Origin of the sequence: Paenibacillus sp. GCM10027627 (assembly GCF_042675505.1) — a bacterium.
GTDB lineage: Bacteria > Bacillota > Bacilli > Paenibacillales > Paenibacillaceae > Pristimantibacillus.
The window spans coordinates 1591588-1611018 of sequence record NZ_JBHTHB010000001.1; the positions used below are offsets into that span (position 1 = coordinate 1591588).

Consider the following 19431-nt stretch of genomic DNA (forward strand, 5'->3'; position numbering starts at 1 on the left):
TACTTTATCATTAAATACAAAAAAAGAGGGGTTGCACTGTTGCCAGCCCACACCCCTCAAGTATTTCCGCTTACCGTTCTAGTCTTCTTTGGAGCCCAGCGATTCCACTTGGAGCACATCGCCATAGATTTCTTCCAAAGCAACGCCTACGTACTTATGCGAACGCGGGTTTACCAATTCGGACTTTTCCCCGTTACGCAGCATGCGCGCTCTTCTAGAAGCCGCTACGACCAGCGTATATTTGCTGTCAACCTTTTTTACCATTTCGTCAATGGATGGGTATAACATTGAACATTCTCCTCACTCAGGCTTTCTCAATTGCGGTTTTCATATCAGTTACATAGTGCATAAAACGTTCCCTGCGACAATGCTCGGCGATAATAATGCTGCGAATGCGATCGCAAGCCGCATCTATCTCATCATTCATAACCGCATAATCATAATGGCGGAGCAAGCTCATTTCTTCAACGGCTACATTCATGCGGGTATTAATAATATCCTGCGTTTCGGTACCGCGTCCCGTAATGCGCTGCTTCAATTCATCAAGAGACGGAGGCAGCAAAAAGACGAAAATCGCTTCAGGAAACTTCTCCTTCACCTTCAAAGCGCCCTGCACTTCAATCTCAAGAATGACATCTTTGCCGCCCGCAAGCGTCTGATCCACAAAGTCACGCGGCGTGCCGTAATAGTTGCCCACATATTCCGCATGCTCCAGCAGAGCGTCGTGTGCGATCATGTCCTCAAACTGTTCTCTCGTTTTAAAAAAATAATTAACGCCTTCTACTTCGCCCTGTCTCGGTAGCCTGGTCGTCGCCGACACGGAATAGACGATTTCCGGCATCCGTCCGCGTAGCGCGGAACATACCGTCCCTTTTCCTACTCCGGCAGGACCGGACAAAACTATTAACAATCCCATTTGTTCCAAACTCCCCGTACTATTCGTCGTTATCGTCATCCTTGGTGGACAAACGATGGGCAACCGTCTCCGGTTGAACCGCAGATAAAATAACGTGATCGCTATCCGTAATAATAACGGCGCGCGTCCGTCTTCCGTAAGTCGCGTCAATCAGCATATGGCGGTCTCGCGCTTCCTGAATGATACGTTTGATCGGAGCCGATTCCGGACTGACGATCGAAATAATGCGATTCGCAGACACAATGTTCCCGAATCCGATATTAATAAGCTTAATAGCCAAGCCAGGTCCTCCTCCGCCTACAATCCTTAAGACGCGCAATCAGATTGCCCGTTTACCAAAAAACGACAGACCATTGCACTAGTGTTGACGAAAATATGAGCATGCATACGCGTAAGCACATTGCTCCAACTTATGCATTATTTTAATTGATTTCTTCCTTTGGAACAAGCAAAAGTTAGATTTCGTTCCGTTTTGACGCGCCAATCCCCAGCAAATTCGTCTTTTCCCATACGTAATTAGTGAGTTGGACGGCCATATCGTAGAACATAAACGGCGTAATGAGATAGATGCCGTTGAAGTGCGGAAGGGCGCAATCCAGCAGCTCTTTTGCAATGCGGACGCCCTCGGCGCGGCCCGCTTCTCCTTCTAGCCCGGCCATGCGGGAGCGAACCTCGTCAGACAATTGTATGCCTGGCACTTCGTTATGCAAATATTCGGCGTTGCGTCCGTTCGCCAGCGGCATGATGCCAATAAACACCGGAACGCTCAAATGTTTGGTTGCTTCTGCAATGCGGACGATCAGCTCAGGGTCATAGACCGGCTGAGTCATAATATAATCCGCACCGGAGGCAATTTTTCTCTCCAGCCGCTGAACGGCCTTGTCCAAATGTTTGACGTTCGGGTTAAACGCTGCGCCGACAACAAATTTCGCCTTCTGCTTAAGCGGCTTCCCAGAAAAAGCGGTTCCTTCGTTCAGTTGCTTGATCATGCGAATCATCTCAAACGACGTAAGATCATATACGGAACTTGAGTCCGGCAAATCGCCAAAGCGGGCGGGGTCGCCCGTAACGGCAAGCACATGGTCGATTCCAAGCGCATCGAGTCCCATCATATGGGACTGCGTTCCAATTAGATTGCGGTCCCGGCAGGCGATATGAACGAGCGGCCGAATATCGACCTTCTCTTGAAGCAGCGCGGCAAGCGCCAAATTGCTCATACGCGTGACCGCGAGCGAGTTGTCCGCCATCGTAATGGCATCCGCCTTGGCTTCCTTCAGCGCGGCTGCGCCTTCCATAAATTTGCGAATGTCAAGATCGCGCGGCGGGTCCAGCTCGACAATAACCGTATGACGCTTGTTGACAAGCTCAACCAAGTTTTGCTGATGCCGTTTTGCAAAAGAATCGGATTCAGACGCCGGAACATGTTCCCGGACAACCGCCGCTTTCGGCACAACTGAGGCAACCGTTCCCGGTTGCGGAACATAATCGGCAAGGGCAGCGGACATCGCCGCTACGTGCTCAGGTGTCGTACCGCAGCATCCGCCGACAATGCGCGCTCCGCGGTCCGCAAACTTGCGTGCGCATTCCGCAAAATAATCCGGTTCAGCAGAATACGTATATTTACCATCCACATAATCAGGAATGCCGGCATTCGGATAAACGGAATAAGGCAGCGCCACTGGGCCTGTCACGGAATCTATCGCCCGCATAATGCCGTTCGGGCCGCTGCGGCAATTGAAGCCGACCACGTCGGCGCCAAGCGCTTGCAGTTGAGCGAACGCATCCGCCAAAGCGACGCCGTCCTGCGTGCGGCCAACGTCCTCCACCGCAAATTGGCAAATGACCGGAATGTCCGTCAGCTCGCGCGCAATGCGCAAAGCCAGCTTCATCTCTTCCAAGTCGTAAAAGGTTTCCAGCAGAAGCCCGTCCGCCCCTTCGGAAATAAGAGCTTGCATTTGACGCTCATAGGCGTCGATTACTTTTGAGGTTCGCAAATTTTTAAGCTTTCCGTCGCGAATGGAGCCGATGGCTCCGACCACATATGCATCCGGCCCTATCGCTGCGCGCGCAATTTTTACGCCCGCCCGGTTAATGGCCTCCATTTCATGTTCGAGCCCGTATTTGGACAGCTTCTCCGCATTCGCAGAAAACGTGTTCGTTTCAATGAGCCGCGCACCCGCTTCGTAATATTTACGGTGTACACTCTCAATAACATCCGGTCTAAGCACATTAAATTCTTCATAAGAAACGCCGACAGGGAACCCCATCCCGTACAGGTAGGTTCCCATTGCTCCATCGCCGATAAGGATGCGCTCTGCAAGCGCATCCCTCAAAGTTGGTCTATTGTTCAGATCATTTCCGCCCATAGCCGCACCTACAACGTGCCGCGGAATACTTCCGCAGCAGGCCCGCTCATATAGACGTGATTGTCGTTCTCGTTCCATTCGATAAACAGATCGCCGCCCTTAAGCGACACCGTTGCCGCCCGGTCGGTCGCCCCCGTCAATACAGAAGCGACAAGCGTGGCGCAAGCGCCTGTTCCGCAAGCCAGAGTAGGTCCCGCACCGCGCTCCCACACTCTCATATCCGCTTGATTCCGGGAGTTGACCGTCACAAACTCAACGTTGATTTTGCGCGGGAACATCGGATGTTTCTCCAGCTTCGGCCCCCAAGTTTCGAGATCGAAGCCCACCGCGTCGTCGACGTAAATGACGCAATGCGGGTTGCCCATCGATACGGCGGTAAACTTAAACTCTTTGCCGTCCACTTCGATTGGATGCTCGATTACGCGCTCCGCATCGACAGTTGTTGGAACTTGCAGTCCTTGCAGGATAGGCTCGCCCATATCGACGCGAACGGTTTGCACTTTGCCGCCGTTTACGGTCAGCTGCACTTTTTGCACGCCCGCGCCCAATGTTTCAATCGTAATTTCTTCGTCCCCGGTAAGGCCGTTGTCGTATACATACTTAGCCACGCAGCGGATTGCGTTGCCGCATTGCTCCGCTTCAGAGCCGTCGGAATTGATAATGCGCATGCGGAAATCGGCCTTTTCGGATGGAAGAATATAGACAAGACCGTCAGCCCCGATGCCGAAAAACCGGTTGCACAGCCCAAGAGCCAGCTCTGCCGCGTTATCCGGCAACTGAGATTCGCCCGCCACTACGATAAAGTCATTGCCAAGTCCATGCATTTTCGTAAAGTTCATCTATCGATCTCTCCTTAATTCGCCTTGGTATGCAATCTATCATTCATTCCTACTTAGCATACCGTAAAGCTAGGAGAAACGCTATTCATAAATTGGATCATCATTTGCACTTTTTCCTTAGCGGGCTACCGTTTGCGAACCTAGCGGCCACTTGGAATTCGTCTTTTTACCGGACTTGCCGAGCACGCTTCCGATCCCCATAACGAAGGTAGGAATGCCTGCCGCCACTAACACAAGACACCATTCGCGAATGCCGATCGGCACCGTTTTGAAAATAGGCTGCAACGCCTCGATGTAGAGAACCCCCAGCATAAGCAGCAAGGACGATAGGACAGCCAGCACCAAATATTTGTTTTGAAACGGATTGCGGTGGAAAATAGAACGCGAACTGCGGCAGTCGAACACATGAATGAGCTGAGCCATAACGAGCGTGGCGAACGCCACCGTTTGTGCTTTAACAAGGCCGTCCGCGTCGCCTGCCCCTTCAAGCAGAGTGATCCAAAACGCACCCAGCGTACAAATGCCGATCAGAATGCCGCGGCTAACAATTTTCCATCCCAGTCTTCTGGCGAAAATGTTCTCCTTAGCGGAACGCGGCTTTTGCTGCATCAAATCTTTTTCGGCCTGGTCTACGCCAAGCGCCATGGCAGGCAAACCGTCCGTAACGAGATTGACCCATAAAATTTGGATAGGTACAAGCGGAAGCGGCAAGCCCGCCATCATCGCCAAAAACATGACCATAATTTCGCCGACATTCGAGGCAAGCAAATAGCGGATAAATTTTCGGATATTTTCGTAGATGCCCCTGCCTTCTTCTATTGCAGACACAATTGTCGAAAAGTTGTCATCGCTGAGCACCAGCGCCGACGCTTCCTTTGTCACGTCAGTGCCCGTTACCCCCATTGCGATGCCAATATCGGAAGCTTTGATTGCCGGAGCGTCGTTTACTCCGTCTCCGGTCATCGCGACCACATGCCCTCTTCTTTGAAGCGCTTTGACAATCCGAAGCTTATGCTCGGGAGATACACGGGCATATACATAAGTATTGTCGACCGTACGTTCCAGCTCCTCGTCGCTCATCGCCTCAAGTTGCTTGCCGCTCATCGAATGGCCTCCGCGCTGCATAATGCCGAGCTGTCCGGCTATCGCTTCCGCCGTAAGCTGATGATCGCCCGTAATCATGACGGTTTTAATTCCCGCTCTGCGGCATGTGGCAATCGCCTCTTTCACTTCACGCCGAGGCGGATCGATCATGCCCGCCAAACCTACAAACACAAGACCGTTTTCCGCTTCTGCCTCTGTCACGGCAACGTCGGCAGCACGCAAATCTTTATAGGCTAGACCTAGAACGCGCAGGGCGGATCCCGCCATCAGCTCTCCCGCTTCCGCGCATTTGCGCTTAAGAGTGGAAGTGAATGGAACCACCTTCCCGTCCCAAAGCACGTAAGCGCATTGCTCCATCAGCATATCGGGAGCGCCTTTTGTGCAGAGCAGCCGTCCCCCTTGATGTCCTACGATGACCGACATTCTTTTCCGCTCGGAATCAAACGGAAACTCTTTCACTCTCGTATATAGCGCCTCCAGCGATTTGGCCGATGAGCCCAGTTTGGCGGCGAGCACCGCAAGCGCACCTTCTGTCGGGTCGCCTTTCAGCTGCCATTCGGCTCCCGCCTCTTTGCTTTTACGCCGCTTGGAGTCTTCCTCCGCTTCTACCCGTACAAGCTGGGCATTATTGCATAGAGCGCTTATTTGCAACAGCCTCTTCATCGGCTGATCATGCCTCAAATCCAGCGCTTTCCCGTTTTCGTAAATCGCTCCCGTCGGCTCGTAGCCTTCCCCGCTTACTTCAAGCTGCCGACCGCTGATCCACACATGGGTGACGGTCATTTTGTTCTGGGTAAGCGTACCTGTTTTGTCGGAGCAAATGATGGAAGCGCAGCCTAACGTCTCAACAGAAGGCAGCTTGCGAACGATCGCTTTTCGTTTGATCATACGCTGAACGCCAAGCGCCAGCGCTACTGTTACAATGGCCGGAAGACCTTCCGGAATGGCTGCAACGGCAAGACTGACACCTGCCAAAAACATGCCATATGCCGGTTGTCCATGCAAAATTCCCGCTATAACGACCATAACGGTCAAACCGACCGCTACTATAATGAGCAGCTTCCCGAGTTGCTCCAAACGATGCTGAAGCGGCGTCTCCATCGCTTCGGTCTCTTGGATGAGTCCCGCAATTTTCCCCATCTCTGTCGCCATGCCGGTGCGAACGACAACCGCTTTTGCCGTGCCGCGCGTCAGCATCGTTCCCATAAAACCGATATTGCGCTGGTCGCCCAGCGGAATTTCGGCATCGCCAATCACATCGGCATGTTTGCCAACTGGAACGGACTCTCCCGTCAGCGCCGATTCCTCCACATAACAGCTGTTGGCTTCTAATAGCCTAACGTCCGCCGGTATTCGGTCGCCGCTTTCCAAATAGACGATATCTCCGGCTACCAGTTCCTTGGCCGCCAAAGTAACGAGCTCGCCTCCGCGCAGCACTTTGGCCGACGGTGCAGAAAGCTCCTTAAGCGCACGAAGCGAGCGTTCCGCCCGAAATTCCTGCAAAAAGCCAAGCACGGCGTTTAAAGCTATAATCGCAATAATGGTAATCGCGTCCAAATATTCGCCAAGCAAACCTGAAATTAACGTCGCCCCCATTAAAATGAGGACCATAAAATCTTTAAACTGATTTAAAAAAAGTACAATCGGCGATATTTTTTTCCCTTCTGACAACTCATTGAAGCCGTGCTTTTCCAGCCGTTCCGCAGCGGCGGAAGACTTTAGCCCGCTTTCGTATGAGCTTTCCAGCGTTTTCAACAGTTCGCTTGCTCCCAACTGATGCCATTTCATTTGTTCCATGCCATGAACTCCCTCCCGTTTGTTGCCGTTCCAGCGGACAGCCCTTCTACGCTAAAATGTATTCGGACAGCCTATAAAATATCACTAGCCACTTAAGTTTTTGCCTCAAATATGGCATGATAGAGTCATACTGCTGGAAGAGAGGTACCACCATCATGGCATTAGACGGACTAGTCGTTCGATCGATCGTCGCAGAGCTTCAACGATGCATCGGCGCACGCATTCATAAAATTCATCAGCCGACCGAACACGAGCTGGTGCTCGCTATACGCGGAGCCGGCATGTCGGGCAAGCTGCTGCTTTCCGCCAATCCCACCTATCCGCGGGTTCATTGGACGAACGCAACTTATATCAATCCTTTGGAAGCGCCGATGTTCTGCATGCTGCTTCGCAAATATTGCGAAGGCGGCGTCATCGAGGCCGTGCGGCAAATTGACCGGGAACGCATTATTCATATGGACATCAGGCAGCGGGACGAACTCGGGGATCTTTCTTTTAAAAGAATCGTAATCGAAATTATGGGGCGGCACAGCAATATCATCCTGATGGACCCCGCCACCGGTAATATTCACGACGGCATTCATCATGTCACGCCTGCGATCAGCAGCTTCCGGATCGTTATGCCGGGAAGCGCTTATGCATCGCCGCCGGATCAGGGCAAGAGCGACCCGCTCGCCGTTCAAAACGAAGAACAATTCCGGGCACTGCTGCTGAACGCAACGGAAGAAGCGGACACAGCCCAGCACTACAAGGGGCTAGTGGGCGCATTTAGCGGACTTAGCCCGCTGCTTGCCAAAGAAATCGTCTACAGAGCGACTGAGAACGGATGGCACGCAGATTCGGAAGGAGCAACGAATTCGTTATCCTTGACGGATACTCCGTTTCTCACCCGTTTATGGGAAAGCTTCTCTGCATTCATCAAAGACATGGCCGAGAATCGTTACCGTCCTGTCATCGTTACGGATGTTGAGACCGGTAAAGCCAGCTTTTCCATCACGGAGCTGTCTCATTTGGGTGGCGATAGCGCATCCGTTTTTTACGAATCGATCAGCGAGTGCTTGGAAGCTTTTTTTGGCGACAAAGCGGAACGAGATACTGTCAAGCAGCGATCGGCTGACCTCATCCGGTTTGTTCAAAACGAAAAAGCAAAAAACGTCTCCAAAATCGGCAAGCTTGAAGAAACGCTCGTCGAAGCCAAAGACGCCGAAAAATATCGTATATTGGGCGAGTTGCTGACCGCCTATATGCATCAATTGAATCGGGGCGATTCCTCGATCGAGCTAGTTAATTTTTATGACGAGGAACAATCGTTGGTGACCATCGCGCTGGACCCGCAGCTTACTCCTTCGGAAAATGCCCAGCGTTATTTCAAAAAATATACGAAACACCGCAACAGTCTGGCCATCGTAGCAGAACAGATGGAGCTGGCTTCCGCGGAAATCGCCTATTTCGAGTCGCTGCTCCAGCAGCTCGGAGGGGCTGCTCTGTCCGACATTGAGGAAATTAGGGATGAGCTTGTGCAGCAAGGCTATATGAAGGAGCGCCACAAGCGCGGTCCCAAACGAAAAAAAGCGGCTCGTCCCGCTTTGCTCTGCTACACATCTTCCGAAAACATACCTATTTACGTGGGCAAAAACAATACGCAAAACGAATATTTGACTAACCGGCTTGCTTCGCCTTCCGATACTTGGTTCCATACTAAGGACATTCCTGGTTCTCATGTGGTCATTCGAGGCGGAGATTTTGGCGACGCGACGCTCGAAGAAGCGGCCATGTTGGCCGCCCATTTCAGCCAAGCCCGCGATTCCAGCATGGTGCCCGTAGACTATACGTCCATCCGCCATGTCCGCAAACCAAGCGGCGCGAAACCCGGTTTTGTCATTTACGATCATCAAAAAACGTTGTTCATTACCCCGGACAGGGATCGGTTGAAGTCCCTCCCATCGGTTGTGAAGTGACATCATGTTAATGAGTTATGTCATAAGTTTTTGTAATGACTTGTATGTAATGATTTTTTGTATGAATGACTATTAAAACTTGTGAGGGCTTACGTTTTATTTTGATATCTAGTGAAAAGCGAAATTCAATTTGGTTTCAAAAAATGTAGATGTACTAAAATCTCGCTTCGAAAAAGAGCCTCACTCAAAGGTCGCAATATGACCTGAGAAAGGCTCTTTTTTGGCGAGACAATATGGATAATGGCTTTATCCGCCAGTAACCTGCCCCTTTCAAAGTCATGTAACTTGGGCTGGTTTCGCATTTAGTGGTTAGTGTTTTCTCACACCACTAGACCACCACAAATGCTCAATTCCACGCATTTAGTTGTTTCTCACAACACCAGACCACCACAAATGCTCAATTCCGCGCATTTAGTTGTTTCTCACACCACTAGACCGCCATGAAGGCTCAATTCCGAGCATTTAGTTGTTTTTCACACCACTAGACCACGACAAATGCTAAATCCCGAGCATTTAGTTGTTTTTCACACCACTAGACCACGACAAATGCTCAATTCCGTGCATTTAGTTGTTTTTCACAACACTAGACCACGACAAATGCTCAATTCCGCGCATTTAGTTGTTTCTCACACCACTAGACCGCCACGAAGGCTCAATTCCGAGCATTTAGTTGTTTCTCACGCCACTACCACACTCGAAGGCGCGCCTAACTACAAAGTTGCACATGAGAAACCAACCACTGGCTTTCTCTTTCCTCTTAAATATCCTTTAGTTTTCCAGTCAGCTGTTCATTTTCCAATCAGCTACTTGCAATTTTTTTCAACAGCTGTTTATAAATATTGCCGCACCGCTCCTGCTTGAAGCCTCCTGACGACGGAAATGTCGACCGTCACGCTGCCGACGTCCCCATGGTAGCTCCCGCCTTGACGCTCTCCATGAAAATCCGATCCTCCCGTCCCAATGACAGAGTACCGCTCAGCTAATTTACCGTAACGTCTTGCCTCTTCTGGACCGTGATCAGAATGGTAAATTTCAATGCCATTTGCCCCGCCCCTAATTAATTGCTCCACCAGCGTGTCGTTGCCGTACAAACCGGGATGCGCGATAACACTCATCCCCCCAGCCTCGCGAATCCACTCGATTGCCTCCAAAGGATGAATTCTTGGCACCTGGACATGAGCAGCGGCTCCCGAACCCAAATAACGGCTGAAAGCTTCGTTAATATTCTCCGCCGCGCCAAGCGAAACCAGTGCGGCTGCAATATGAGGTCTGCCGACGCTTTTATTCCGCTTGTCCGTATCCCCGCTTACGGAAGCCGCCTGCAAAACATGATCCATCGTAATGGCAACCCCAAGCTCCTGCAATTTCGAAACTATCATTTCATTGCGCCCCTCACGCGCACGCCCGAGGCTCTGAAGCCTCTCCAGCCAACGAACATTGTCATGATCGGCAAAATAGGCCAGTATATGAATATCCAGCCTATCCGCTACAGTACTGAGCTCTACGCCAGGAACAACGGAAATGCCGATTTGCCGGCCTTCCTGAAGCGCTTCGCTGAGACCCGCTGTCGTATCGTGGTCCGTAATCGCAATTGCGGCGAGACCGGCCTTTTTCGCCATCTGGACCACTTCGGCAGGAGAGTGGTTTCCGTCAGAAGCCGTTGTATGAGTATGAAGGTCGGCCTTGCCAATTGCTGTTAAAGCCATTGCTGCAAATCCCTCTCTCTCAAAAAGGATAAAAACGTAACGGCCGATATCGGCAACAGGGCCGACTTTAAATAAATGGAATAAAACTGCCGTTGAAACTTGGTATCCGATACTTTCACCATTTTGATCAAACCAAGCGCAACCTCGTGCTTGACGGACGAAGAAGAAAGAAACGAAATGCCGAGCCCCGCTTCCACAGCAGACTTTACAGCACCTGTACTGCCCAGCTCCATTACGATTTTCATGGTGGAAGGGTCGATTTTTTTCTTTTTGAGCTGCTCCTCCATGACAAGCCGGGTTCCCGATCCTTGTTCTCTGAGCACAAACGAATATTGCAGCGCTTCTTCCAGCGTAACCGTCTCTAATTCCGCAAGAGGATGCTCACTTGGAACAACCAGCATAAGCTCATCGCTGAGCACAGCTTCCATATGCATGTCCGGATGGTTGACCGGGGCTTCAATCAGTCCAAAATTGAGCTGGTGATTCAAAATATCTTCCATGATTTGTGCCGTATTCATCACTTTCATGCTGATCGATATGTTAGGATATTCGCGGCCAAACGGTCCGAGCAGCCGTGGCAAAATATATTCGCCTATCGTCAAGCTTGAGCCGAGCTGCAATCTGCCCTTTAATTGTTTCGTAAAAGTGGACATCGCTTGATCCGTATCCCGAATCAGCTCTATGCTGCTTTTGGCATAAGGCATAAGCGCCCGTCCTGCCTCCGTCAGATCGATCCTTTTTGTAGACCGCTGAAGCAGTTTCGTTCCAAAATAATCCTCCAACGACTGCACTTGCATCGTAACCGCAGGCTGAGTCATATGAAGAGATTGCGCGGCAGCGGAGAAGCTTCCCCGTTCCGCCACCGTATAAAAAATATGCAACTGATGAAAGTTTAACGCCATTATGAATCCGCCCTTTCTCTCCTCCCATTATACTACATCCCAAGTTCACAATTGTATCCAACCCTTACGCAAAAGAGTCGTGAAAATAAAAAAAACGCCAATCATCAGCGATTGACGCATATATCAGTCCTTAAATTTAGAATATAACGTTTGTGTTTCCGGCTATTTGCGTTTCCTGCTGTTTTTAACTAGGGTCATTCGTCTGGAATGTCTCAGCCAGGAATAATAGGACTTTAGGTCCCTCAGCTCAATCGTTTCCGACATTCTGCCCAAAAAGGTAACGACGATCATTTTGTGAAGCGGATTGCCCAGCAAATCGAGTTCAGTAGCGGACTCCGAAAACTCTGCAACAAAAACAAGATCCTCATCAATTAAATAAACGTCCTGTTCGTTGCGGTAGTAAGGTTCGATGCGTCCTTTTTTCAAACATTCCCATAAATAATCGGCAATATCTTCATATCCGGTCTTTTCGCTTTCGATTCGGTCGACCCAACGACTCTTGGCATGGTTGGTAATGATGATATCAACCACCTTTTTGTCGCCCAATTCGACATAAAACGACTCATATGTATTCCATCTTCTCGTCATTTTATCCTTCATTTCGCAACCCACTCCTTCCAAAGAACCAGGGCTTTTATCCTATTAATCTCCATTTTACCATGATTGTCCGATATTTCAACAAAAAAATAAAGACAGGCCATTTATGTAAATGTTTGTAAATTTTCGTATAAAAAAATAACACTTCCTGACGCAATTCATGCGCTCAAAAGTGTTATTGATTCAAAACTATACTTTTCTATAAACTGTAAAACCTCGTTTTATCCTCAGAATCCTTACTGTATTCCGTAGGAATTTCCGCCCGGAAGGATCTCTCCACCTTGCGAACATAAGACAACCGGTTCATTTGCTTTAGCGATTCTTCCACCTTGTCGGCATTCATGTACATGACGACGTAATGCAATTTCCGTGACATAAAATGAACGGTTCCAAAACGTTCAAGCGCTCTGGCCGCCTTTAGATCGCTGACCCATACGATAAACCCCGTTCGATCCGGCAACATCCCTTCAACCGCTCCCCTTCTAAGACTGTCGTGCTTAAAGCGAAGCGCTATCCCCGCTTAACCGCAGCCGCCGCTGCCGCAACCACAGGATCCGCCGCTGCCGCAGCCTCCCAATTCTTTTTCGTTGCTTGGCACCTTGATGTTATCCGATACCGATTCCGCAATCATGCGGGATACCTCGTGAAGCATCTCGTCCACAACGCTTTCGCAAGCCTTGTATTTGCTTACGCATTCCACATCGGCGAGCTGCTTTTGGATGAGCTTGACCTTGTCTTTCGCTTCATGATAGCTCGGGTGAAAACGGCCGAAGCGTTGACATTCTTCAAAAAGGTCCTTCGCTTTCGAAAATTGAACTTGAAGCTGCTTGACCTCATCGTTCTCGCTTACAACCGACTTCCAATATAGATATTCGGCTACTTCGGCCGATTGATTAATCCAGTCTCCCAGCTCGTAAGCGGACAGAAGAAGCGACGCCATATCAAGCGAAGATTCTCCGCCATCTCCATGCATGGGTGAAGCCGTCCATTGTTCGGCAACAGTCATTTGTCCACCTCACTTTCGATTCACTTGCTACTACATTATCATATCATATGCGGCAAGCCAATAGATAGAGTTCGTTATCCGGCTCCGCCACCTGGCACGATGATTTTCATTTCCTCCCACATATCCGGTGTAAGTCGAATAGGCTCGGGCCAGTCTCCAGAAATCATCCTTCCCGTTACGCCCCATTCCGCTCCTCTTTGCTCCACTTGATCGGGGACAAAAAACCGCAGCTCGCCCAGCACTCTAAGCTGCACAGCCATGCCAATGGATACGGCCTGCTGCATCATCTCTTTGCGCGTCGAGCCATGATAATTGCGCAATTGCTTCCACCAGGCGGCGGGAAGCTTCTCCATTGCGGCTTCCAAATTTATAACATCGGCTTCCGGCAGCCGCTCCATTTCAAAATGCCGCATCGAAAACGGCTCGTAAATCCATGCCCCCGCTTCGGCCTCAGCCTTTATTTCGTCTACCCGCTCAATGATTCCTTCATTGCTAATCGAAATAAACGGATAGCTTCCGGCAACTTCAGTGCTCCCGGCACCGATGCCCTTGCGCGGAGGATAACCCGCTTTTTGCAACAGCCGTCTGATTTCGCCGACTGAAGAGGCATCTACTAGAATGTCGTTTTCTCCTAACCTTTGCAGCAGAAAAGGGGCAAGCTCCGGCATGCTGAGCGCTAGCTCCGCTTGTTCGGGCGAGTCGCAAATCAAAAGCGTAACTTCTGAGAAAGAATAACGGCATGCCTTCTTCGTCCATTCCTCCAACATCGCGGCCACCGTAGTCGGAAGCGGCTCCCCTCCGCAAGCCTCCTCCAAGAAGCGAACGATGGTCTCTTTTGTCCGTCCCAGTTCCACAGCCGCTCCGACTCTTTCTGGCTCCAACCGGTAAATGATCGGCTCTTCCCCATTCAGCCTCCTCGCAATCAGCTCCAGCTCCCATCGCACCGCAAAACGGGTTCCCGCTCCGGCAATCAGCTCGCCATTAGGCTGAACTATCAACTCGTCAAGCTCTTCGTCGAGCTCTGCCTTCCAGCGGAATACGCGCGCCGCCGCCGAGCCACTCCCCGTCTCCGTTTCCGCAAGCTCTATCCAGCCAAATTCGCTTAGCAATAAAAGCCATTGCTCCCCGCTATGCTCCTCAATGCGATTATTGGCATCGCTTATATGTTGGATAGGACTCAAAGCAGCCATTAACTGCCTCGCATACTCTGACACTTCGTCCGAACAATGCCATGCTCCTGCGGGCAGGCTCAGCGCCGCTGAAGCAAAGTGGGCTCCTGCGCCAGCACCTAAACTCTGCAATAAACAGCCGCACAGCCGCTCCTGCAGCATCCTCTCTCTTCGTGAATTGTGGACTTGCAGCCATCGATTTAATCCATCCCCCGCTACTTCCATGCCATCCTGATGGCGGCGCACTAAGCCAAACTCGCTTGCAGCGAAAAAAGCGGCCGCTACTGCCAGCGGATAATGCTCCCCAAGCGTCCACCGAAGTCCGGATTGCCGCAGCAGCCCTTCATCAAGCTCTAATGATTGCTCCAGCTTTGCAATCGTTTTTTTGGATAATACGCCTTTCGCTGTAAAGGCCGATTCAGACTGGGCCAACTGGGCCAGCATATACAATAACTTACGTCCAAACGGCTCCTTCACGACTGCGTACCCGCCGGTTTCTGTTGCAATCGGTTTGATACGGCCATCGACTTTAGTAGAATGGAAGGGGAAAAATGCTTGTTGCCATACCCAAAAACATTCCACCGGCATAAAGTACATCCGCTCGCCCCATACTTTTTTGACGGCGAACAATACCCCGCATTGCACAAGCTCAGTTAATCCGGCTTTGCATTCTGCTTTGGCCAAAATAGAATGGAGAAGGATGCCGCTTAGCAGCTTTTCCTCCTCGGCCGGTTCCGCTCCAAATCGGAGCAGCATCGTCTTTAACACTTCTTTGGCATATCGGGACAACCGGCTTGCCGCCTCCGCCGCGCACTCCCGATCCCGCATAGCCTCATGCCAAGCTATTCCCCGACTTATAATAGGTTGCCATACAGAAGATCCGCTTATCGCCTCTATCTCCTCTGTCGAAAGCCGACCAATGACCTCATCCAGCTTCATGTTGCGCTCACCCCGTTTTCTTCATGTTGCACTGCCCATTTACCCATCTACCCATCTACCCAATCCCCCGCCGCCTGCCGTCCATATTCATACCCTTGTTCGAGCATAAACAATTGCCTTTTCAGCGCAAATTCCGTTTCCTTCGTTCCATCCGTGACAAGCGAATAAAACCAGGCTTCATTGTCTCCGCCTTTTGGCCTAAGCAGTCTGCCTACGCGCTGAGCTTCCTCTTGTCTGGAGCCAAAGCTTCCCGAAAGCTGGATCGCAACGGCTGCATCCGGCAAATCGATAGCCAGATTGGCGACTTTGGATACAACAAGTACTGGACAAGCTCCCTCTTTAAACGCTTCGTACAGCTTCAGACGCTCCTCTTGAGGGGTTTCTCCTGTAAGCAGCGGCGCTTTAAATTCACAGGCGACCCTTTTTAGCTGGCTCAAATATTGTCCAATGATGAGTGTTGGCTTGCCCTTATGGCAATGAAGCAGCTTCTCTACAATCGGCAGTTTGCCTTCGTTTTCCGCTGCAATTCTAAGCCTGGCGCGAGGAGTAGCTTCTCCGTACGCCTGTTCAAGCCCGCTGGACAAAGGTACCCTTATTTCCGTACAAGCAACCGTTGCGATGTAAGATTCCGATTCTGCCGCTTTCCAAGGCATTTCAAACTGCTTTGGTCCGATTAAGGAATAAACATCCTCCGCACAGCCGTCTTCCCTCACCAGCGTAGCCGTTAATCCGAGTCTTCGCGTTGCTTGAATGGAAGCCGTCATCCGAAAGACGGGAGCAGGCAGCAAATGAACTTCGTCATAAATAATGAGCCCCCAATCACGTTCGGAAAATAGGCCCATATGCAAAAAATGCTCCTCTTTGGATTTGCGGTACGTCAGAAGATTGTAGGTCGCAATCGTAACCGGCTTAACGGCTCCTTTTCCGCCGCTATGGATGCTGACCTCCGCCTCCGTCAACGTCGTCTTATCGAGCAGCTCATCCTTCCATTGCTGCGCGGATGTCTTGCTGGACGTAAGAATAAGCGCAGCCGCTCCGAGCTTGGCGAGCGCCGCTATGCCGACGATCGTTTTGCCGGTTCCGCACGGCAGAACGACTACCCCGCTACCTCCAGATGCATCCCCGTCGCGAGCAAACCGATCCGCTGCCTCGCTTTGATAGTCCCGCAAGGCAAAAGCTCGTCCGCTCGCCGTCCGCTCCCTAAGCTCCACAGCCAGAGCTTCGCCTTCGTGATAGCCCGCTTTATCCATTACGGGATAGCCCATCCGCGTCAATTGCTGTTTAATGAGCCCTCTGGATTGCGGAGCGAGAATCCATTCTCCGGCACTGATGCGCTCCCTCAGCCATGAAGAAATCGTCGAGTTGCCGCTCAGCGCAGCTAACGTCTCTTCATCTCCGCGAAGCAAAAGAAGCTCGTCCCTAATGAGCAGCTCAAGCTTGCCATACCTGCCTGACCATTCCTGGATTGCCGCTTCCGCCTGCAGCGGTATTTCATAACGGGCATAGTCTTTGAGAGCTTGCAACACACGCTCTCCCGTCCAGCCGGAGGCAAGCGCGTTCCATAAAGTCAAAGGAGTTATCCTATAGGTATGAATAACGCCCGCTTGCTTAACCGCCTCGGCAAAAGCTTGCAATTGCGCTCTCGCATCCGCGGCCGCTTTCTTTCTCTCATCGAGCAAAATCGTTAAATCGGATTGAATAATAAGGGCTCCCCGCTCCAAATCTCTAACCATCCCGATCGTCCCTCCACCGCCAAAATATTCACTTCTTAGTATGAAGGAATTGCTGTCATTTTATCCCCATTGACGGTTCGCGCTGTCGATTCCGCTTATTTGTGGTATAGTAGAGTGAGGATTTATTAAAAACCTTTCATTTTGAGCCTGGAGGAACAACATCAAATGAAACCATTTCGGTTTATATATATATGGGCATTTGCCGTTTTGCTGGCTGGCTGCTCCTCGGCTTCCGTAGCGGATACACCCGAGGTGAAATCTGGCACTTGGTACCCGGTTTCGGATACGGTTGACGGAGATACCTTTAAAATAAAAATTGATGATCAAGATACCACCATACGGTTGCTTTACATCGACACGCCGGAAACGGTCAAGCCTAATTCGGATGTAGAGCCTTACGGCCCCGAAGCGTCGCAGTTTACGAAGCAGCTGCTCGACGGTTCGAAAGAGGTACGGCTAACCTTCGACAAAGGTTTGAGAGATCAGTACAACCGCACGCTTGCGCTTGTTGAGCTGAAGGACGGCCGCATTTTGAACGAGCTGCTGCTGCAAGAAGGACTTGCCAAGCTGATGATCGTTGAACCTAACGTAAAAATGGAAAACGTATACAAGGGACTTGAGCAAAAAGCGAAAAATGACAAGCTGGGGTTGTGGAGCTCCGGTGAAGAAACGAGTCAAACGGATGTCCCTGTCAAAACCGCAATGTCTGTTGGCGTATCTATTGAAGTGGACAAAATCGGCGAAAAAGTAACCCTAACTAATACCACATCGGATTCCATCCAATTGAATGGATGGAAAATCGTCAGCGTGCGCGGAAATCAGACGTTCACCTTTAAGTCCTACAACCTGCAAGGGGGACAACAGCTCGTTATTTCCTCAGGAGATTCGGCCAAACTGGAAAACGACGTGCCCATGTTTGTATGGGAAGCGGAAAACGTCTGGAATAACAATGAACCGGATCCGGCGGAATTATACAATGAAAACAATGACCTGGTCGCTTTATGGGAAGACAAATAAAATAAACAGCATATAGAAAAAAGATGACTTTCGATTTAATCGAAAGTCATCTTTGTCATGCCGCCGCTTTGACAGCTTTGGATTGGCCGTTTTTCATGATCCAGTCTCAAATCAAATTAACTTGCCATCCTAAATGCTTTAATTGTTTGCGTAAGTGGACGCATAATGTTCGGCCATTCCAATGAGCAATCGGGCCGAAAGCAGCATAGCGCGCTCATCGATATCGAATTTCGGATGATGATGCGAGAAGGACGCCCCCAATTCCGCGTTCCCCGCGCCTACAAACATAAAGCATCCGGGCTTCCGCTCCAAATAATAAGAAAAGTCTTCCGCCACCGTGATCGCCTCAGCGCGCACAACACGCTCCTCTCCCACTAGCGACTCCGCCACATCAAAAAAACGTTCCGCTTCCCGCTCATCGTTTACGACAGGCGGATATCCTACTCTCATATGAAAGGCATGGCCGGCTCCAAACATTTCGCATGTGTGGCGAATCAACGCCTCCAGCCGGTCATGTATCATAAAGCGGGTTGTTTCGTCAAAAGAGCGAACCGTTCCTTTCAGCCAACATTTCTCCGCAATGATGTTGTTGGTCGTCCCCGCCTGAAAGGAGCCGATCGTGACGACAGCGGGATGCAGCGGATTGACATTGCGGCTGACAATCGTTTGAATGGACTGCACAAGCGCCGCCCCGACCGCAATCGCATCGATCGTTGTATGCGGAAGTCCACCGTGCCCCCCCTTGCCTTCAATCTCTATCGTAAACTCATCCGCAGAGCTCATAAATGGGCCGCCTTTGGAGGCTAAGCTGCCATAAGGCAGCGGAGTCCACAAATGCACTCCGTATACTACGTCCACACCGTCCAGCGCGCCGTCTTTAATCATTTCGATAGCTCCGCCAGGTGTCACTTCTTCTGCGGGCTGAAACAGCAGTCTGCGCTCCCCGGACAGTCCGCTGCGGTTATTACAGTAGTAGTCCGCCACAGCTAGCAAAGAGGCCGTATGGCCGTCATGGCCGCATGCATGCATAATGCCGGGCACTTTTGAAGCGTATTCGCAATTTTTTTCATCCTGAATCGGCAAGCCGTCCATATCCGCTCTCAGAGCAACCGTTGGGCCCGGCAATTCACCTTTAATCGTCGCTACGATCCCATAACCGCCTACGCCCGTTTGAATGTCACAGCCTATTTCCTCTAACCGCTCTGCAATCCACTCCGACGTCTTCGACTCCTGAAACGATATTTCGGGATATTGATGAAGATGCCTGCGCCAGCGCACCATATCCGGATATCGCTCATTCAGCATTTGATCCGCTGGTAATGAAATCCCCATCTAAGTCAAACCTCCCATTTTTCTCCTAATTTCCACGTTTTCGGTTTGTT

The 19431-nt window shown here is 50.7% G+C and carries 16 protein-coding genes; 2 read left to right on the forward strand and 14 right to left on the reverse strand.

Annotated features, from left to right (window positions below; translation table 11 throughout):
* Nucleotides 1-78: 78 nt before the first annotated feature.
* The 6 genes from rpoZ to ACFQZE_RS07890 all read right to left on the reverse strand — a co-directional run bounded on the left by rpoZ (nucleotide 79) and on the right by ACFQZE_RS07890 (nucleotide 7022).
* Complete coding sequence (gene rpoZ, locus ACFQZE_RS07865; protein WP_379355367.1) at nucleotides 79-288, reverse strand: DNA-directed RNA polymerase subunit omega; 210 nt, start codon at nucleotides 286-288, stop codon at nucleotides 79-81.
* A gap of 16 nt (nucleotides 289-304) precedes the next feature.
* A complete protein-coding gene (gene gmk, locus ACFQZE_RS07870; protein ID WP_379355369.1) occupies nucleotides 305-916 on the reverse strand; it encodes a guanylate kinase in 612 nt (203 codons plus the stop codon).
* A gap of 19 nt (nucleotides 917-935) precedes the next feature.
* Nucleotides 936-1196: an extracellular matrix/biofilm regulator RemA gene (gene remA, locus ACFQZE_RS07875; protein ID WP_005548256.1), complete on the reverse strand. Its 261-nt coding sequence runs from the start codon at nucleotides 1194-1196 to the stop codon at nucleotides 936-938.
* 175 nt (nucleotides 1197-1371) lie between these two features.
* Entirely contained in the window at nucleotides 1372-3282 is a 1911-nt protein-coding gene (locus tag ACFQZE_RS07880) for a bifunctional homocysteine S-methyltransferase/methylenetetrahydrofolate reductase (protein ID WP_379355371.1), read from the reverse strand.
* 8 nt (nucleotides 3283-3290) lie between these two features.
* Nucleotides 3291-4121 (reverse strand): diaminopimelate epimerase, encoded by an 831-nt coding sequence (dapF, locus tag ACFQZE_RS07885; RefSeq protein WP_379355373.1) that lies wholly within the window; start codon nucleotides 4119-4121, stop codon nucleotides 3291-3293.
* Nucleotides 4122-4238: 117 nt separating this feature from the next.
* Nucleotides 4239-7022, reverse strand: coding sequence for a calcium-translocating P-type ATPase, SERCA-type (locus ACFQZE_RS07890; protein WP_379355375.1), 2784 nt, complete (start codon nucleotides 7020-7022; stop codon nucleotides 4239-4241).
* A gap of 155 nt (nucleotides 7023-7177) precedes the next feature.
* On the opposite strand from ACFQZE_RS07890, the gene ACFQZE_RS07895 reads away from it, so the two are divergent.
* The gene (locus ACFQZE_RS07895) at nucleotides 7178-8980 is read left to right on the forward strand and encodes an Rqc2 family fibronectin-binding protein (RefSeq protein WP_379355377.1); all 1803 of its coding nucleotides are present in this window, start codon (nucleotides 7178-7180) and stop codon (nucleotides 8978-8980) included.
* Nucleotides 8981-9810: 830 nt separating this feature from the next.
* Here the strand turns inward: ACFQZE_RS07895 and ACFQZE_RS07900 are convergent.
* The 7 genes from ACFQZE_RS07900 to ACFQZE_RS07930 form a co-directional block, all read right to left on the reverse strand.
* The gene (locus ACFQZE_RS07900; RefSeq protein ID WP_379355379.1) at nucleotides 9811-10686 is read right to left on the reverse strand and encodes a PHP domain-containing protein; all 876 of its coding nucleotides are present in this window, start codon (nucleotides 10684-10686) and stop codon (nucleotides 9811-9813) included.
* Complete coding sequence (locus ACFQZE_RS07905; protein ID WP_379355381.1) at nucleotides 10677-11588, reverse strand: selenium metabolism-associated LysR family transcriptional regulator; 912 nt, start codon at nucleotides 11586-11588, stop codon at nucleotides 10677-10679. Before ACFQZE_RS07905 ends, ACFQZE_RS07900 begins: the two co-directional genes overlap by 10 nt.
* 162 nt (nucleotides 11589-11750) lie before the next feature.
* The gene (locus tag ACFQZE_RS07910) at nucleotides 11751-12188 is read right to left on the reverse strand and encodes a hypothetical protein (RefSeq protein ID WP_379355383.1); all 438 of its coding nucleotides are present in this window, start codon (nucleotides 12186-12188) and stop codon (nucleotides 11751-11753) included.
* A 196-nt stretch (nucleotides 12189-12384) separates the two neighbouring features.
* Nucleotides 12385-12648 carry a YlbG family protein gene (locus ACFQZE_RS07915; RefSeq protein WP_379355385.1) on the reverse strand — a complete coding sequence of 88 codons (264 nt, stop codon included), beginning with the start codon at nucleotides 12646-12648 and terminating at the stop codon, nucleotides 12385-12387.
* A 57-nt stretch (nucleotides 12649-12705) separates the two neighbouring features.
* Nucleotides 12706-13191 carry a YlbF/YmcA family competence regulator gene (locus ACFQZE_RS07920; RefSeq protein ID WP_379355387.1) on the reverse strand — a complete coding sequence of 162 codons (486 nt, stop codon included), beginning with the start codon at nucleotides 13189-13191 and terminating at the stop codon, nucleotides 12706-12708.
* 74 nt (nucleotides 13192-13265) lie between these two features.
* Nucleotides 13266-15299 carry a helicase-associated domain-containing protein gene (locus ACFQZE_RS07925; protein WP_379355389.1) on the reverse strand — a complete coding sequence of 678 codons (2034 nt, stop codon included), beginning with the start codon at nucleotides 15297-15299 and terminating at the stop codon, nucleotides 13266-13268.
* Nucleotides 15300-15346: 47 nt separating this feature from the next.
* Nucleotides 15347-17032 carry a DNA repair helicase XPB gene (locus tag ACFQZE_RS07930; RefSeq protein WP_379355391.1) on the reverse strand — a complete coding sequence of 562 codons (1686 nt, stop codon included), beginning with the start codon at nucleotides 17030-17032 and terminating at the stop codon, nucleotides 15347-15349.
* 165 nt (nucleotides 17033-17197) lie between these two features.
* Here ACFQZE_RS07930 and ACFQZE_RS07935 point away from each other — a divergent pair, with 165 nt between their 5' ends.
* Entirely contained in the window at nucleotides 17198-18049 is an 852-nt protein-coding gene (locus ACFQZE_RS07935; protein ID WP_379355394.1) for a thermonuclease family protein, read from the forward strand.
* A 138-nt stretch (nucleotides 18050-18187) separates the two neighbouring features.
* Here ACFQZE_RS07935 and ACFQZE_RS07940 read toward each other — a convergent pair whose 3' ends face one another.
* On the reverse strand, nucleotides 18188-19381 hold the full coding sequence (locus ACFQZE_RS07940; RefSeq protein WP_379355396.1) for an amidohydrolase: 1194 nt from the start codon (nucleotides 19379-19381) through the stop codon (nucleotides 18188-18190).
* Nucleotides 19382-19431: the final 50 nt, after the last annotated feature.

What these genes read in the sequence shown, in the direction of transcription:
- rpoZ (WP_379355367.1), bottom strand. Translation starts at nt 288, where the DNA reads ATGTTATACCCATCCATTGACGAAATGGTAAAAAAGGTTGACAGCAAA.
- gmk (WP_379355369.1), bottom strand. Translation starts at nt 916, where the DNA reads ATGGGATTGTTAATAGTTTTGTCCGGTCCTGCCGGAGTAGGAAAAGGG.
- ACFQZE_RS07880 (WP_379355371.1), bottom strand. Translation starts at nt 3,282, where the DNA reads ATGGGCGGAAATGATCTGAACAATAGACCAACTTTGAGGGATGCGCTT.
- dapF (WP_379355373.1), bottom strand. Translation starts at nt 4,121, where the DNA reads ATGAACTTTACGAAAATGCATGGACTTGGCAATGACTTTATCGTAGTG.
- ACFQZE_RS07890 (WP_379355375.1), bottom strand. Translation starts at nt 7,022, where the DNA reads ATGGAACAAATGAAATGGCATCAGTTGGGAGCAAGCGAACTGTTGAAA.
- ACFQZE_RS07895 (WP_379355377.1), top strand. Translation starts at nt 7,178, where the DNA reads ATGGCATTAGACGGACTAGTCGTTCGATCGATCGTCGCAGAGCTTCAA.
- ACFQZE_RS07900 (WP_379355379.1), bottom strand. Translation starts at nt 10,686, where the DNA reads ATGGCTTTAACAGCAATTGGCAAGGCCGACCTTCATACTCATACAACG.
- ACFQZE_RS07905 (WP_379355381.1), bottom strand. Translation starts at nt 11,588, where the DNA reads ATGGCGTTAAACTTTCATCAGTTGCATATTTTTTATACGGTGGCGGAA.
- ACFQZE_RS07910 (WP_379355383.1), bottom strand. Translation starts at nt 12,188, where the DNA reads ATGAAGGATAAAATGACGAGAAGATGGAATACATATGAGTCGTTTTAT.
- ACFQZE_RS07915 (WP_379355385.1), bottom strand. Translation starts at nt 12,648, where the DNA reads ATGTTGCCGGATCGAACGGGGTTTATCGTATGGGTCAGCGATCTAAAG.
- ACFQZE_RS07920 (WP_379355387.1), bottom strand. Translation starts at nt 13,191, where the DNA reads ATGACTGTTGCCGAACAATGGACGGCTTCACCCATGCATGGAGATGGC.
- ACFQZE_RS07925 (WP_379355389.1), bottom strand. Translation starts at nt 15,299, where the DNA reads ATGAAGCTGGATGAGGTCATTGGTCGGCTTTCGACAGAGGAGATAGAG.
- ACFQZE_RS07930 (WP_379355391.1), bottom strand. Translation starts at nt 17,032, where the DNA reads ATGGTTAGAGATTTGGAGCGGGGAGCCCTTATTATTCAATCCGATTTA.
- ACFQZE_RS07935 (WP_379355394.1), top strand. Translation starts at nt 17,198, where the DNA reads ATGAAACCATTTCGGTTTATATATATATGGGCATTTGCCGTTTTGCTG.
- ACFQZE_RS07940 (WP_379355396.1), bottom strand. Translation starts at nt 19,381, where the DNA reads ATGGGGATTTCATTACCAGCGGATCAAATGCTGAATGAGCGATATCCG.